This is a genomic window from Streptomyces sp. NPDC058221, from assembly GCF_042882365.1.
Taxonomy (GTDB): domain Bacteria; phylum Actinomycetota; class Actinomycetes; order Streptomycetales; family Streptomycetaceae; genus Streptomyces.
Map to the genome: position 1 here is coordinate 1 of NZ_JBHVWF010000173.1, position 15,297 is coordinate 15,297.

Below are 15,297 nucleotides of genomic sequence, written 5' to 3' on the forward strand. Positions count from 1 at the left end.
CACCGTCCTGGTTGACCGCGCTGCCCCGCACCACCGCCAGTACCCGGTGACCCAGGCGCCGCGCGTCCGACAGCCGCTCCACGACGAGCATGCCGGCGCCCTCGGCCAGGCCGAAACCGTCGGCGGACGCGGAGAACGCCTTGCACCGCCCGTCGGGGGACAGGCCCCGCTGGCGGGAGAACTCGACGAGGAGACCGGTGCTCGGCATCACGGTGACACCGCCGGTCAGGGCCATGTCGCACTCACCGACCCGCAGCGCCTGGCACGCCTCGTGCAAGGCGACCAGCGACGAGGAGCAGGCGGTGTCGATGGTCAGTGACGGCCCCTCCAGGCCGAGCACGTAGGACAGGCGGCCGGAGGCGACACTGCCGGTGGAGCCGAGGAACAGATGGCCCTCGACGGCGCCGGCCTGCGCGGTGGGCTCGCCGGCGCGGGGGCCGTAGTCCTGGGTGATCAGGCCGAGGAACACCCCGGTGCGGGAGCCCTTGAGTGCGTGCGCGTCGAGTCCGGCGTCCTCGATCGCCTCCCAGGCGGCCTCCAGGGCGAGCCGCTGCTGCGGGTCCATGGCGACCGCCTCGCGCGGCGAGATCCCGAAGAACTCGGCGTCGAACTCGGCGGCATCGTGCAGGAATCCGCCCTCGCGCTGGGAGAACCGGCCGGGTCCGCCCATCTCGGGGTCGTAGCCGTCCGCGATGTTCCAGCCGCGGTCCGTGGGCAGTGGACCGACCGCGTCGACACTGGCGAGGACCGTGCGCCACAGGTCGGCGGGGGAGCCCACACCACCCGGATAACGGCAGGCCATGCCGACGATCGCGATGGGCTCGTCGTGCAGCGCGGACCGGCGCCCGACGGCCGGGGCGGGCTCGGCGCCGGCCGCGGTGCCGAACAGTTCGGCGGCCAGGCGGGCGGCGAGCGCGTCGGGCGTGGGGTGGTCGAAGACGACGGTCGGGGAGAGCCGCAGCCCGGTCACGGAGTGCAGCCGGTCGCGGACGCCGACGGCGGCGAGCGAGGTGATGCCGAGGTCCCGGAAGGTGCGCCGGCCGTCGATGGGACTCTCGTCGTCGCCGTGGAGTGCCGCGGCGGTGCACTCCCGTACCACGGTCAGCAGATGCGCGTGGCGCTCGGCCGGGTCGAGCGGGGTCAGACGTGTGTGCAACGACTCGTGCGGGGCTCCGCCGTCTGCGGCCCCTTCGCGCGGCTCGGCGGTGTGGACCGCCTCCGGCAGTGGTACGGCCTCCGCATCGGGCAGGACGGTCCGCAGGTCTGCGTTTCCGCCGGACACGTACAGTTCCGCCAGCGACGTGACGAAGCGGGACGGACCGCCCTCGCCACGGCGCAGGGTGCCGAGGACGGTGGCCGGACGGGCCGCCCCGGTCGCGGAGACCTCCATGGCGGTGGTCAGCACCGGGTGCGGGCTGACCTCGACGAACGTGGTGTGCCCGGCTTCCAGGGCAGCGCGGGTGGCATCGGCGAAGCGGACGGTGGTGCGCAGGTTGCGGCACCAGTAGTCGGCGCCCATGGGCGTGCCGTCCAGCGCTCCGCCGTGCAGCGCGGAGTAGACGGGGATGCGGGGGACGTGGGCGCGGATGGGGGCGATGTCCTCGCGCACGCGGGGGAGGATCGCGTCGGTGTGCGAGGAGTGCGCGGCCAGCCCCACGTCGATGCGCCGGGCGTGGATGCCCTCGGAGGTGAGTTGGGCGATGAGTTCAGCCGCCGCGTCCGCGTCACCGGAGGCGACGGCCGAACCGGGGCTGTTCTCCACGGCGACAACCAGCCTGCCCGGCCAGCGCCGATCGAGCAGGTCGGCGAGTTCGCCGGCGGGCAACAGCACCGACACCATGTCGCCGTGCCCGGCGAGGGTGGCCTGCGCCTGGCTCCAGCGGGCCACGACCCGCGCACTGTCGTCCAGGGACAGTGCCCCGGAGACATGCGCGGCGGCCAGTTCACCGAGGCTGTGTCCGAGTACGGCGCCGGGGGCGGCTCCGGCCGCGCTCCACAGGTCGGCCAGCGCCACCATCACCGCGAACAGCGCCGGCTGCACCACGTCGGCGCCGGTCGACAGGGGACCGCCGGCTCCGCCCGTCACGGAGTCCAGCAGGGAGTGGTCCAGATAGGGGGCGAGCGCGTCGGCGCAGTCGTGCAGCTTGCGGGCGAACACCGGTGAGGTGTCGCGGAGTTCGCGAGCCATTCCGGTCCACTGCGAGCCTTGCCCGGGGAAGACGAGAACCGGCCCGGCCGGGGAGACCGGGCCGGTGGTGGTGACGACCGCCGGGTGGTCGGCGCCGGCGGCCAGCGCGGCGAGTGCCTCCAGGGTCCGGTCACGGTCCCCGGCGAGCACGACGGCCCGGTGGCTTCCCGCCCCGGCCCCCGTGACGAGGGCGTGTCCGACCCCGGACGGCGCCCAGCCGGCGGTCGCGTCGAGATGCGTGCGCAGAGCCTCGGCGCGGGCCCGTACGGCGGCGGCGCCCGGGCCGGCCAGGACCCAGGGCAGCATGGTCCCTGTCCGGGGGAACAGTGCGGAGCCGCCTGCGCTGCCTCGGTGTTCGGACACGTTGTCGCTCCCGTCGTCGTTCTCTTCACACAGGTCTGTGGCATCGACGGCCCGCGGCCGCCGCTTCGGTGACGGCTGGGGGCCCCCGCCGCCGGGGGACGCGGCGGAGGCCCGGCCACTTGCGTGGCGCTCAGATGTGGTCGGTCGGTCTTCGGGCCGGCGGGTGACCGGGCCGGCCCGCGGGTCAGCTGTCGTCGCGCAACGCCTGCATGTGCCGCGCGAGGCTGCGGGGTGTCGGGTTGTCGAACAGGTCGGCCAGCTGGATCCGGGTCCCGGTCACCTCGCCTACGCGCTGCACCAACTGGGTACCGAGCAGCGAATGCCCGCCGAGCGCGAAGAAGTTGGCGTCGGCGGCGGCGGGTTCCGTGAGGCCCAGGAGGTCGCGCCACAGACCGCCCAGGTCTGCTGCCAGCCCACCGGGGTCGTTCTGCTCGCTCTCCGACTCGGCGGCCGCGGCGAGGGCCAGGAGCGCCGCCGTGTCCCAGCCGCCGTCGGGGTGCGGTGGCAGAGCGTCGGTGCGGATCACCCGGGCCGGCTGCGCCGCGCGCGGCAGCAGCCGGGCCGCGTGAGCGGTGAGGTCGTCCATGAGACCGGGCCGCTCGTCCGCGGTGACGAAGGCGAGCGCCGTCCCGTCCGCGACGGTCAACGCCGCCTCAGCAACCTCCGGATGCGCAGTCAGTACGGCCTCCACCCGCTCGGGGTGAACCGCCCGGCCGTGCAGCAGGACCACGCGCTCCGCGTGCCCGTACAGCTCCAGCGCGCCGTCACGGCGCCGGCTGCCGGTCCAGCCGGTGGCCACATGAGTGGCCCCGTCAGGCCGTACGAGGCACACCTCGCCGCGCACCCCGGCAGGGAGCCGGTTGCCTGCCTGTCCGATGACGGCGATGTGCCGGGCTTCGAGCGGGTGGACCACACCGGGGTAGCCGCCTTCGGCCACGCAGCGGGCCGCCGCGTCCCGGAGGCCGAGCGCCGGGCCGTCGGGGGAGGTACGGAACGCGTCGAGGTCGCGGTCGGCCTCGACCGCGGTGGCCGGCACGGACCGTGCCGTGCCCGGACCGGGCAGTGAACGGTCCTCGGCACTCCACACGTCCATCTCGCCGACGGGCCGGTCGGGTTCGGCGGCGAGGGAGTGCAGCAGTGTCGCGTATCGGTGGGCCAGGGCCTCGGCGTCGGCGCGGTCGAGCGCCTCGGAGCAGTACAGGACACGCAGACCGATGTGGTCGGCGCCGGATTGCACGAACAGCTCCAGGTCGAACTTGCTGAACCCGGTCTCGACGTGCAGCGGCCGGGCCGGGAACTCTCCCAGAGTGAGGTCGCGGGCGGGCTCCACGGGCACGTAGTTGAACATGTGCTGGAAGAGGGTGTCGCGCCAGGAGACCGTCTCGCGGGCGGTCTCGTGAGCGATGGCGTCCACAGGTACGTCGCTGTGGCCGAGCGCGCCGAAGAAGGCGGTGCGCGCCGCCTTCACCAGGTCGCGGAAGCCGCGGCCGGAGTCGACGGTCAGCCGTAGCGGCAGAGTGTTGACGTGGTAGCCGATCGCGGACTGCTCATCGGGCGGCCGGATGTTGACCGGGGATCCGACGACGAGGTCGGGGCCCGCTCCGTGCGCCGCGAGCAGCAGGCAGAAGGCGGTGAGAAGGATGACGGCCTCAGGTGCCCGCAGGGTGCGCTGGAGCCCGCGCACCAGGTCCCGCGTCTCGTCGTCCAGGACGTGCAGGACGGTGCTGCCCGCCAGCGTGGCCCGGGCCGGTGCGGGGCGCGTGCAGTCCAGGTCGAGACCGGACGGGTCGAAGCCGTCGAGCGCGGTGCGCCAGTAGGCGAGGCTCTCCTCGCGGGGTGCGGGGTCCCGCAGGGCGGGGACGGGGGCACGCAGACCTGCGGGCAGGTCGCGGCCCTTGGCGCAGGCATCGTAGGCGGCGGCGAGTTCGGCGATCAGGACCGGTACGGAGGCCGCGTCGAAGACGAGGTGGTGGGCCACCACGGCGAGGGTGTCGGCATCCGGCCCCCGGAAGACGGCCACGCGCAGCATCAGTCGGCCGTCGCACCGGATCGGGGCCGCGGCGAACTCCTGCAGCGCCTTCTCCGGTATGCCGGCGACCGTCTCGTGGATCTCGACGCGCGGAGCGGGGGTGTCCTCGCCGAGCACCTCGCGTACGAGGCCGGCCCGACGGTCGAGATAGGCCGTGCGCAGCACCTCGTGGCGGCGCACCACCGCGTCGATTGCCGCCTGGAGAGCGACGGTGTCGAGCTGTCCTTCCACGCGGACGGCGAAGGGAACGTTATTGACACCGGCCTCGGGCAACAGCCCGTCCAGCAGCCACAAGGCGTTCTCCTTGGGTGTGGCCGCGTCCAGCCGCCGCTTGTGGGTCAGTGCGGCAAGCAGAGCCGCCGCGGCCCCGTCGGCCGGCTTCGCCTTCTCGGCTGACTGCACAGTGGGTCACCCTTTCGATGGTGGTCGATGGTCGCGGTCGGCACGGTCCGGCGCCGGCGTCTGTCGCTCCGACCGGGTGAAGCTAGCTCCGCGGACGCGACGGGTCGAGCAGTCCGGTGACGGCGTCCGCGGTCGCGGGGCTGCGCAGGAGGTCCTCGTGGGCCACGTCCACGGGGACGACCCGTCCGGCGTGCCGGGCCTGCGGGTCGGCCGCAGGTGTGGTCAGCGCGGTGGCGCCGGCCCACAGCACGGCCGGGTCGAACACGGCGGCCGCGGCGATGTAGGTGACGAACGCCGCGTAGGCGTCGCTGAGTTCGCCGGCGAGTTCGGCGGGCATCTCGGCCCGGGCGAAGGCGGCCCCGGTGATATCGGCGAAGACCTCGGTGAGCGCGGCGCCGAGAGCGGCGACACCGTCGCTCTGCCCGGCTGCCTCCTGGGCCGCCTGCCCGGCCAGGGCGGACTCCTGCGGGCTGAGCACGGAGTTCAGCCCTGCCACGGCGGCGCGGAAGTCCGCGACCATGCCCGCTTGGTGGGGCGGTTCGGGGTCGAGCAGGATGACGGCCGGTGCCTCGTCCTGCTCCGACGCGAGGAGCTGAGCGACGCGGGCCGCGTACAGGCCACCGACGCAGTAGCCGAGTACGGCGCGCACGGGGCGGCCGGTCTCGCGCACGCCCCGTACCCAGTACGACGCGAAGTCCTCGCCGTCGAAGGTGCGGCCCTGCTCCGGCCGTGGCTGCCGGGACTCCCGGAGCGGGACGCTCGGGGGGAGGAGGCGGCCGAGGTCGCCGAACGTGGACTCGGGCCGCCCGGAGACGGCGAAGTCAACTGCCAGGACGAGGGGTTCGGCGCCGCTGCCCTCGTTGAGGGTCCTCCAGGAGGGCGCTGCGGTGGTCAGAAGGGGCTGCGGCACGGTCACGGGGTCTCCTTCAGCGGGCGGCGCAGATGTGGGCTGTGTGGCCCGTGGAGAGGCGGAGCGTGTCGAGCACGTCGAGGCCGGCCTCGGCGATCTGGGTCCGCTGGACCTCGTCGGTACGGCCGCGGGTTCCGTCCTCGCAGACGACCATCTGGAACAGCACGCGCATCCAGTCGAAGTCGTTCTCGATCAGGGGCTCGATGACGAGCAGCCGGGGGCCCTGTCCGGCGGGCCGGCCGGCGCCGGTGCGCTCCATGGCCTCCCGGATACGGGTGAGGATCACGACGCTGTTCTCGTGGTTCCAGTTGTGCAGCACGTTCTTGACGGTGTACAGGTCCGCGCCGGCGGGCACCTCCTGAAGGAAGTCTCCCGGCTGGTAGGTGAGCCGTTCGGCGAGGTCCTCGGGGCCGGAGGCGGTCAGCTCCGCGGTGGCACGGGTACAGACGTCGGGCCGGTCCAGGCACGTGCCGGTCAGGTGCGGGTGGGCGGTGAGCAGGCCCTTGAGCAGTTCTCCGCTGTTGCCGCCGATGTCGAGCACGCCGCGGACGTCCTGGAAGTCGTAGGCGTCGGCGAGCGCCGCGGCGACGGGCCTGGCCAGGTCCGCCATGGCCCGGTCGTACAGGTCGGCGTCGGCGGGGTGCTGCTCCAGGTACTCGTAGATGCGGGTGCCGTGCAGGTGGCGGAAGGCGGACTCGCCGGTGCGCAGGGTGTGCGTGAGGGCGGTGAACGTGTCGGCGTACAGGCCGCCGGAGAGCATCACGTAGTGCCGCATCGACTGCGGGTGGTCGTCGCGGAGTTGATCGGACAGCGCCGTGTTGCGGTAGGCGTCGGCCTCGTCGCGGCGGAAGACGCCGAGCGCGGACAGGATCCGCAGCAGCGCCTCAAGTGTGTCCGGCTGGGTGCCGGTCTCCTTGGCGAGCTCCTCCGCGGTCATCGGCGTGCCGTCGAGATGGTCGGCGAGGCGCAGTTCCGCCGCAGCGGTCAGGGACTTCGCGATCCAGCCCATTCCTGCCAGGCCCATGAGGCTGATTTCCACGGTCGTCCCTTCGTCGGGTTCTGACGGCCTGTCCCAGGGAGGCGGCCGGCCACCACAGCGGGCCACGAGCCGGCCGTGCGGGCCGGGGTCGCCGTCCTGTCGTGCAGGGGCGGCTTCGTGGCCTGCCCCAGAAAAAACCTATGGACCCACCCCCACCCGAACTGAACCCTTACGAACCCCTAGACAAGGCCTGCTTCGTGATGCCGGATAAGGGGTATGGACCACCGCCCGGTCCCTCATTACAGTGGCGCCCACTTGTTCGGGCAACCAGGGAGAAAATCAATGCGTGCCCTAGTGACCGGGGCGGCCGGTTTCATCGGATCGGCTTTCGTCCGGAACTCCCTCGCGTATCCTGGTTCCGCGTTCCCGGACATGGAGATCACCGCGTTCGACGCGATGACATACGCCGGAAACATGGAGAATCTGGCGCCGGTCGCCGACCATCCGCGGTTCACGTTCGTCCAGGGCGACATCGCCGACGGCGAACTGCTCGCCGGGGTGCTGCCGGGCCATGACGTCGTCATCAACTTCGCGGCGGAGACCCATGTGGACCGCTCCATCGAAGGGCCGTCGGTGTTCGTGCGGACGAACGTCCTGGGGACGCACACGCTCCTCGAATCCGCACGTCGGGCCGGGGTCGAGCGGTTCGTGCACATCTCCACGGACGAGGTGTACGGTTCGATCGAAACCGGCTCGTGGACCGAGGAGTCCCCGCTCTCCCCGAACTCGCCGTACGCCGCGGCCAAGGCCGGAGCGGACCATCTCGCGCTGGCTTACGCCCGTACGTACGACATGCATGTCTGTATCACCCGGTGTTCCAACAACTACGGCCCCTACCAATTCCCGGAAAAGGTCATCCCGCGCTTTCTGACCTTGCTCGCAGATGGGCACAGAGTGCCGCTGTACGGCGACGGCGGAAATGTCCGCGACTGGCTGCACGTGGACGATCACTGTGCAGGTATTCGCCTGGTCCTGGAAAAGGGGGAGCCGGGTGAGGTCTACCACATCGGCGGCGGCACCGAACTGAGCAATGCGGAGTTGGTGCGGCTGTTGCTGAAGGAATTCGGCCACGACGTCGACATGGTTGAGCGGGTCCCCGACCGGCTCGGCCATGACCGGCGCTACTCACTCGACGACTCGAAACTCCGCGCTCTGGGGTACCGGTCCGGCGTCCCGTTCGCCGAGGGCCTGCGGGCGACCGTCGCCTGGTACCGGGAGAACACCTCCTGGTGGAAGCCGTTGCTGCCCTGACGCGGAGCCGGAAGGACATCATGCGTGGAATCGTCCTGGCAGGCGGATCCGGCACGCGGCTGAGGCCCGTCACCCGCGTCGCCTCGAAACAGCTTCTGCCGGTCTACAACAAGCCGATGATCTACTACCCGCTGTCCGTGCTGATGCACGCGGGTATCCGGGAGATCCTGATTATCAGCGCTCCCGGATTCCTCGGCTCTTACCGCGATCTGTTCGGCGACGGCCGATGGCTCGGCCTGGAGATCTCCTACGCCGAGCAGCCCAGCCCCGACGGCCTGGCCGACGCCCTGCGCATCGGCCGGGATTTCGTGGGGGACGAGGACATCGCCCTCATCCTGGGCGACAACATCTTCTACAGCAACCAGCTGCCGATGATGCTCCAGCGCGAGCAGCGGCAGCTCGACGGCTGCACCCTGTTCGGCTACCCGGTCGCCGACCCCGAGCGGTACGGCATCGCCGTCACGGACGCCGAGGGAACACTCGTCTCACTGGAGGAGAAGCCGGAGAAGCCCGGGTCGAACCTGGCGGTGACCGGTCTCTACTTCTACGGCAACGACGCCGTGGACCTGGTGCGCGAGCTGACCCCTTCGGCCCGCGGCGAGTTGGAGATCACGGACCTCAACTCCCTTTACCTGAAGGCCGGCCGGGCCCGGTTGGTCAACCTGGGGCGCGGCAGCGCCTGGTTCGACACGGGTACGCACGACAGCCTGCTCGACGCGGCGACGTTCGTTCAGCTGATCGAGAAGCGCCAGGGGATACGCATCGCCTGCATCGAGGAGGTGGCGTACCGCATGGGCTTCATCGATGCCGACCGGCTGTTCGACATAGGCCGGCGGATCGGCGTGAGCACCGAGTACGGCCAGTACGTGATGGACCTGGCCGGCACCTGAGACCGATCGGCTCCGACGACCGGGCCGCTCCCTCACGTCACAACCCCCGGGCCAGGGAACAACGGGCAGTAGGGGTACACCGGTTGGTGTTCCCCTACGGCCTTTCTGCTCCCGTCGGCCGCGAACAGCCACTCAGTAGGAGACCAGCGGTTGGAGGCTGGCCGTCGGCAGGTCCTGGCGGCTGTTGACGGCCAGTTTCCGGTAGACCCGGGTGAGGTGTTGTTCCACCGTGCTGATGGTGATGTGCAGGCGGTCGCCGATTTCCCGGTTCGAGTACCCCATCGACGCCAGAGCGGCCACCTTGCTCTCCGCCTTGCTCAGTCCGGTGATCCCCTCGCTCTGGGGGGCGGGACTCGTCTCGGACTCCGGCTGCCATTCCGCCTCGGACTCGGGCTCCGCAGTCTGCGCGGGGCGCAGGCTTGCGACGATTCCCGCGGCACCGCACGCCTGCGCGAGCCGCATTGCCTTGCGTGAGGCGTGCCGTGCTCGCGCGCTCTCGCCGAGGGCCTCGTGGGCGTGGGCGAGGTCCGCCAGCGTCCTGGCCAGTTCGTAGCGGTCGCCGCAGCTGCCCTGGAGGATCTCCGCGGACTGTCGCAGAATCGCCGGCCGTCGTTCCGGCCGGCTGACCGCGGCGCACACCCGCAGGGCCACTCCGGCACTGCGGCTGGTGCGGTTGCCGGCCAGCAGCGCCCACTGCTCGTCCATCAGTGACTTGGCCCGTGCGGGGTTGCCCAGACGCAGCTGGGCCTCGGCCGCACCCGGCCGCCACAGGGCGAGGCCGGGGGCGTCGAGGTTCCACCGACGCATCAGGGTTCCGCAGTCGAGGAAGTCCCGCAGCGCGGCTTGGGGCCGGTCTGCGGCGAGGTGGTGATGGGCGCGCGCGTAGCGGTACTGCACGCCGTAACGACTCTCGTGCATGACTCCGGCTACCGGGAGTTGGAGCAGGACGTCCGCCTCGTCGGTACGTCCCATCGCCACATGGGCGAGCACCAGAGTGGACAGCGGACTGCCGATCTCCAAGCCCCACCCTTCGGTATGGACGTCATCGAGCGCCTGCTCGGCGAGCCGGACAGCGCCCTTCAGATCGCCTTGGCGTACGGCGATCTCCGCGCGTAGAGCGGAGAGGGAGGCGCGCCAGGTGGGGGCGTCGGCGGCCTCGACATCGTCCATCAGCGAGCTGCACCATGAACGGGCGCTGTCGAGCCGGTCCGCGAAGATCAGTGCGGACAGCCCCGTCGTCAGCGGCTCAATGGTGGCCTCGGCTATTTGGTAGGGACGCAGGGTCTGTTCGACCTCGCTGATGAATCCGCTGTCCGCGCCACCGTCCAGCACCCCGACAAGCAGCCTGGCCGCCTGCCACCGCAGCTCGTCCTGTCCTATGAGCAGTCCACCGCGCTGCACGAGCACGCTGTGGTCGTACGGAAAGTGCTCGGCCATCGCGGGGAAGGAGACCGCCAGCCACATCTCCAGCAGTCTGAGTTCCGCGCGCACCCCGTCGGGGAGGGTGTCGGCTTCGCGGCGCAGCCGGTGCAGGATCTCCTGCGCCTCCTGGTGCCGCCCGCTGAGGAGCAGGTAGCGGATCAGCAGCAGGGTGTACGGGGTTCCGAACCGCTCCTGCGTGAACGGTCTGGTCACCTGGTCGAGGCAGCGCAGGGCCGCCGTCGGGGACTGCCGCCACTGGATGCGGGCGAGGTGGAAGAGGATGGCGCCCCGCTCCGACTTGTCGGCGCAGAGCCGGTGGGCCTGCCGCAGCCAGGCGATTGCCTCGGCGACCCGATGGTCCGTGAGAGCCCGGTCCGCTGCCTCCCTGAGCACCGAGACGGCCCACACCGCCTGTTCGGTGCAGAGCCCGACCTGCCCCGCCTGGCCCATGAGATGACCGGCGACATGGGTGGCCGGTGCCCCCGTGTCGTAGAGCATGCGGGCGACGCGAAGCTGCATTTCCGTACGGCTCTGCTCCGATATGCCGTCCATGACCGTGGCTCTGGCCGCGGGGTGGCGGAATCGTCCACTTCGGGTCACACCGATGGTTTCGAGGATCCGCAGCAGCCGGTGTGCGGATTCCGGGCTGGTGCCGAGGCACTCGGCCAGGAGTTCCTTGTTGCTGTTGCCGCCGAGGAGTGCCACCCACTGCATGGCTTCCAGTGTCTTCGGTCCGGACCGGCGCAGGCAGGTGACCACGGCCTGTACGAAATGCTCCCCGACCACCGGTTCGACCTGGTCGGGCGCTGTTGATCCGGAATCAGCCAGATCGCGCAGCAAGGCGTGCAGCAGAAATGGACTTCCACCGCTGACGTCGTGGAATTTCGCACCGAGCCGGATGGCCTTCTCCACCTCCAGACTCTCCGCCAGCAATTCCGTGGCGCCCACTACGCTCAGGGGTCCCGTACGAATATGGCTGAGCGCCGGGAGATGCATTATTTCTGCCCGGAAGAGAGGGAATCGCGGCTGCGGATCCTCCACATGCGACACCATCATGGTGATGCATGCCGTGCGCAACCGGCGAAGGAAATAAAGCAGGTACATCAGGGAAAGTGCATCTGAATTCTGTACGTCGTCGATGACGACGACGACGGGGATGCGCTGGGAGAAGGTGACGAGGACGCCCCACAGTCCCTCGGCGACCCTGGAGTGCGCCGGGGTGATCGCCGTGGCTATCGCACCCTCGCCCGCCTGCACTCCTTCTGCCAGCAGGTCGGTCAACTGCCTGGCAGGTTCGGGTCCGAGGGGAAGGGCGTCGAAGAGCTGGCGCATCACAGCCAGCGGTACGTCCCGCTCCAGTGGCGAGCAGGTGACGTTGGCGACGACCGAGCCCCGGTCGGCTATGTAGTCGGCCGCTTCCTGCAGCAGGGCGGTCTTGCCGCTGCCCGCGACGCCGCTGACGACGGCGATTCTACTGTTCCCGGCTTCCCCGTCCGGTATCAGCTTACGCAGGGCAGTTAATTCGGCTTTCCTTTCAATGAGCGAATTCAACGAAAAGCACCCCCGTTATCAATATTCTCTTCAGGCCGCTGCGCGGTGTACTCTTGTTCGCATTTCTTCACGCATTCGTTGAGTTAATTTTATTGAATCATACATTCATTAGGTCGAGGGTAAAAAAAGCATCGAGAGAGCGTAAAGTGCAGGGAAATTGGCAGATTTTTGACATTTGCACGGTTCGTCTGGGAGGCCCCGTGTGGGGGGCGCATGCGCCGATCCGGGGTGTCCGTGACCGCCGGCCCGCCCGCACGGGCGGCTTGCCGATTCGTGAGCCAGTCAATATATTGAGCATGTACTCACTATGTATCATAGCCCACGATGGAGGCACGCGTGCCCCAAGACCGTGAGATCACAGCACCCGAGCTCGTCACGGCCCTGACGGAGGCGGTGTCCCCGCTCCTGCGTCACGCGGCAGGCGTCTTCTCCGGTAACCAGGTCCCCTTTTCGCAGGCCAGCCTGCTGACACAACTTCATGAGCTGGGCGCACCGCAGCGGATGAGTGCTCTGGCCCATCGCAACGAGGTGGTTCCGCGCACCGTCACCACCCTCGTCGACGGGCTGGAGCGCCGCGGGCTCGTCCAGCGCACCCCCGATCCCGAGGACCGGCGTGCCGTCCTGGTGGAGATCACCGAGAAGGGGGCGGCGCTGATGCGGGAGATCGAGTGGGGCAGACAGGCCCTCGCGGACGAACTGGTCAACGGGCTCACGCCCGCTGAGCGCGTCGAGTTCGCACGCCTCCTCACGAAACTGCGCACGGTGTCCGAAAACGACAAGGAGTGCCCCGAATGAGCAGCGACGCCACCACGCAGGGCGGAACGGGAGCGCTCAGCGAGCGGGACCACCGCAATCGCTGGTATGTGCTCGCGGTCATCGCCACGGCGCAGCTGATGGTGATGCTCGACGGCACGATCGTGCAGATCGCGCTGCCGTCCGCCCAGCGCTCCCTGCACATGACCAATTCCGACCGGCAGTGGATGGTGACCGCCTACGCCCTGGCCTTCGGAGGTCTGCTCCTCGTCGGCGGCAGGCTCGCCGACCGGTTCGGCCGCGGCCGGACGTTCCTGGTCGGCCTGATCGGCTTCGCCGTGGTCTCCGCGATCGGTGGCGCCGCTCCCAGTTCCGGAGCCCTCATCGCCGCCCGGGCGCTGCAGGGCGTCTTCGCCGCGATTCTCTCCCCGGCCACGGTGTCCCTGCTCACCACCACATTCACCGACACCAAGGAACGCGGCAAGGCCTTCGGCCTCTTCAGCGGTGTGGTCGGCAGCGGTGCGGCCCTCGGTCTCATCGTGGGTGGTGTGCTCACCGAGTACGCGGGCTGGCGGTGGTGCCTGTACGTCAACGTGCCGATCGCCCTGGGCGTGGCGGCCCTGGGCATCGCCACCCTTCCCCGCGGGCGAGGCCACCGCGGCACCGTGATCGACCCGCTCGGCGCGGTGCTCGGCTGTCTGGGCCCCGTCGCTCTGGTCTACGGCCTTTCCGAGGCGCCGGAGCGCGGCTGGCAGTCGCCCCTGGTCCTCGGCCTGCTGGGTGCTTCCCTGGTGCTGATCGCCGCGTTCGTCTACTCGCAGACCCGAGTGTCACATCCCCTGCTGCCGCTGCGTGTCGTCGCCGAACGCACCAGGGCCGGCTCATTCCTGGGGGCGGCCCTGCTCAACTTCGGCATGATGGGCATCTCGCTGTTCGCCACCTACCACCTCCAGATCGTGATGCACTACCAGCCCCTCAAGGCCGGAGTGGCGTTTCTGCCGATGGTCGGCGCCGTGATGGTGACGGCGACCCAGGTCGTGGCCCGGGTGATGGGGCGGGTCCCGGTCCGCTGGCTCGTCGGTCCCGGACTGGCCCTCACGGCGGCCGGGGTGTGGATGTTCACCACGCTCTCCGCGGACAGTTCGTACCTCTTCGGGGTGCTGCCGGCCTGGCTGCTGCTCGGTGTCGGCATGGGTCTGAGCTACTCGCCGACCACGCACGCCTCTCTCGCCGGTGTCGAGGAGCGCGACTCCGGTGCGGTGTCCGCGTTCCAGACGACGGCGCGGCAGATCGGTGGCGCCATCGGCCTCGCCCTGGGCAACACGCTGGCGGCCGCCGCCGCGGCCTCGTACCTGGCGGACCACAAGGGCAGCATGCCGAGCGCCCGGCTGGCGGTCGAGTCGATTGTGCACGGCAGTTCGGCGGCCGCCTGGTGGGTCAGCGGCATTCTGCTGGTGGGCACCGTACTGTGCACCGTCCTCATCGACTCCGACCCGCGCAGGAGCGCCAAGGGGGCCACCGGGTCCGGCGCACCGGAGGCGCAGCCGGCGGAGGGCGGCGTCCTGATCCGCGGCCGGGTCGTCGGCGCGGAGGACGCCGCGGTCTCCGAGGCGACACTCACCCTGGTGACCCCCGACGGCCGGGAGGTCGCGCGCACCTCCGCCGACCGCCAGGGCGTCTATGCGCTGCGCGCCCCGGGGCACGAGCCGTACATACTCATCGCCCGCTCGGAATCCCACCGTCCGACGGCCATGCCGCTCGCTGTGGGCGAGGGGGCCTCGGAGTTCGAGCACCAGGTCACCTTCGATGACGACGGCGTGATCAACGGCGTGGTGCAGGACGAGGAGGACGGGGCGCCGCTGGCGGACGCCTCGGTCATACTCACCCATGTGAGCGGAGCGCTCCTGCGGTCCGTCACCACCGGTCGGGACGGCTCCTTCACGATGGACGGGCTGCCCTACAGCTCCTACGTCCTCGTCGTGCACAGCGAGGGGTACCGGACGGCCGCCGTCGATGTCCGTACCGACACCGAGCGCCAGGTCGCCCTCGCGGTGGGGCTGATGTCCCATGCCAGCCTCGGTGATCTCAGCGGAGTCGTCAGCGGCGGCGACCGGCAGCCGGCGGGCGGTATCAGGCTCACCCTCACCGACGGCTCGGGCACCGGCCTGTCCGCCACCACCAAGAAGGACGGCACTTTCCGGTTCGCGAACTTACCGGTGGGCAGCTACATCCTGGTCGCGGCGGGGCACCCGCCGACGGTCAGCCGGCTGACCATCTCGGGAGCGAGCGACCGGCACGACGTCCACCTGGCGCCGGACGAGGGGGCGACCTCCTCGCACGACTGAGAACTCGCACACCTGGAAAGGGGGCGTGGGGGCGGCCCCCCCCCGGGGGGGCTATGTGCGGGTTGATCCCGGGGTCGGGGGTGTACGGGCCGGCCGTACCGGGGCTCCGCCCCGGGCCCCGGTCCTCAATCGCCGGACGGGCTTGAAAGGTGCC

Annotated in this window: 9 protein-coding genes; 4 read left to right on the forward strand and 5 right to left on the reverse strand. The window is 70.5% G+C overall.

Annotated features, from left to right (window positions below; genetic code table 11):
- The 4 genes from ACFVW8_RS34190 to ACFVW8_RS34205 form a co-directional block, all read right to left on the reverse strand.
- Nucleotides 1-2,551, reverse strand: a 2,551-nt coding sequence (locus ACFVW8_RS34190; RefSeq protein ID WP_389697027.1) for a beta-ketoacyl synthase N-terminal-like domain-containing protein, incomplete at its 3' end; no start/stop codon positions are given.
- A 184-nt stretch (nucleotides 2,552-2,735) separates the two neighbouring features.
- Nucleotides 2,736-4,982 (reverse strand): condensation domain-containing protein, encoded by a 2,247-nt coding sequence (locus ACFVW8_RS34195; protein WP_389697029.1) that lies wholly within the window; start codon nucleotides 4,980-4,982, stop codon nucleotides 2,736-2,738.
- An 82-nt stretch (nucleotides 4,983-5,064) separates the two neighbouring features.
- A complete protein-coding gene (locus ACFVW8_RS34200; RefSeq protein WP_389697031.1) occupies nucleotides 5,065-5,892 on the reverse strand; it encodes a hypothetical protein in 828 nt (275 codons plus the stop codon).
- 16 nt (nucleotides 5,893-5,908) lie between these two features.
- A complete protein-coding gene (locus tag ACFVW8_RS34205) occupies nucleotides 5,909-6,931 on the reverse strand; it encodes a methyltransferase (RefSeq protein ID WP_389697033.1) in 1,023 nt (340 codons plus the stop codon).
- A gap of 282 nt (nucleotides 6,932-7,213) precedes the next feature.
- Here ACFVW8_RS34205 and rfbB point away from each other — a divergent pair, with 282 nt between their 5' ends.
- Nucleotides 7,214-8,182, forward strand: coding sequence for a dTDP-glucose 4,6-dehydratase (gene rfbB / locus ACFVW8_RS34210; protein WP_389697035.1), 969 nt, complete (start codon nucleotides 7,214-7,216; stop codon nucleotides 8,180-8,182).
- A gap of 20 nt (nucleotides 8,183-8,202) precedes the next feature.
- On the forward strand, nucleotides 8,203-9,072 hold the full coding sequence (rfbA, locus tag ACFVW8_RS34215) for a glucose-1-phosphate thymidylyltransferase RfbA (RefSeq protein WP_389697036.1): 870 nt from the start codon (nucleotides 8,203-8,205) through the stop codon (nucleotides 9,070-9,072).
- Between the two features lie 132 nt (nucleotides 9,073-9,204).
- On the opposite strand, the gene ACFVW8_RS34220 is transcribed toward rfbA, so the two are convergent.
- Nucleotides 9,205-12,045 (reverse strand): AAA family ATPase, encoded by a 2,841-nt coding sequence (locus tag ACFVW8_RS34220; RefSeq protein WP_389697038.1) that lies wholly within the window; start codon nucleotides 12,043-12,045, stop codon nucleotides 9,205-9,207.
- A gap of 336 nt (nucleotides 12,046-12,381) precedes the next feature.
- On the opposite strand from ACFVW8_RS34220, the gene ACFVW8_RS34225 reads away from it, so the two are divergent.
- Both ACFVW8_RS34225 and ACFVW8_RS34230 read left to right on the forward strand, forming a co-directional pair.
- A complete protein-coding gene (locus ACFVW8_RS34225; protein WP_389697040.1) occupies nucleotides 12,382-12,840 on the forward strand; it encodes a MarR family winged helix-turn-helix transcriptional regulator in 459 nt (152 codons plus the stop codon).
- Nucleotides 12,837-15,143 carry an MFS transporter gene (locus ACFVW8_RS34230; protein WP_389697042.1) on the forward strand — a complete coding sequence of 769 codons (2,307 nt, stop codon included), beginning with the start codon at nucleotides 12,837-12,839 and terminating at the stop codon, nucleotides 15,141-15,143. Before ACFVW8_RS34225 ends, ACFVW8_RS34230 begins: the two co-directional genes overlap by 4 nt.
- Nucleotides 15,144-15,297 lie beyond the last annotated feature (154 nt).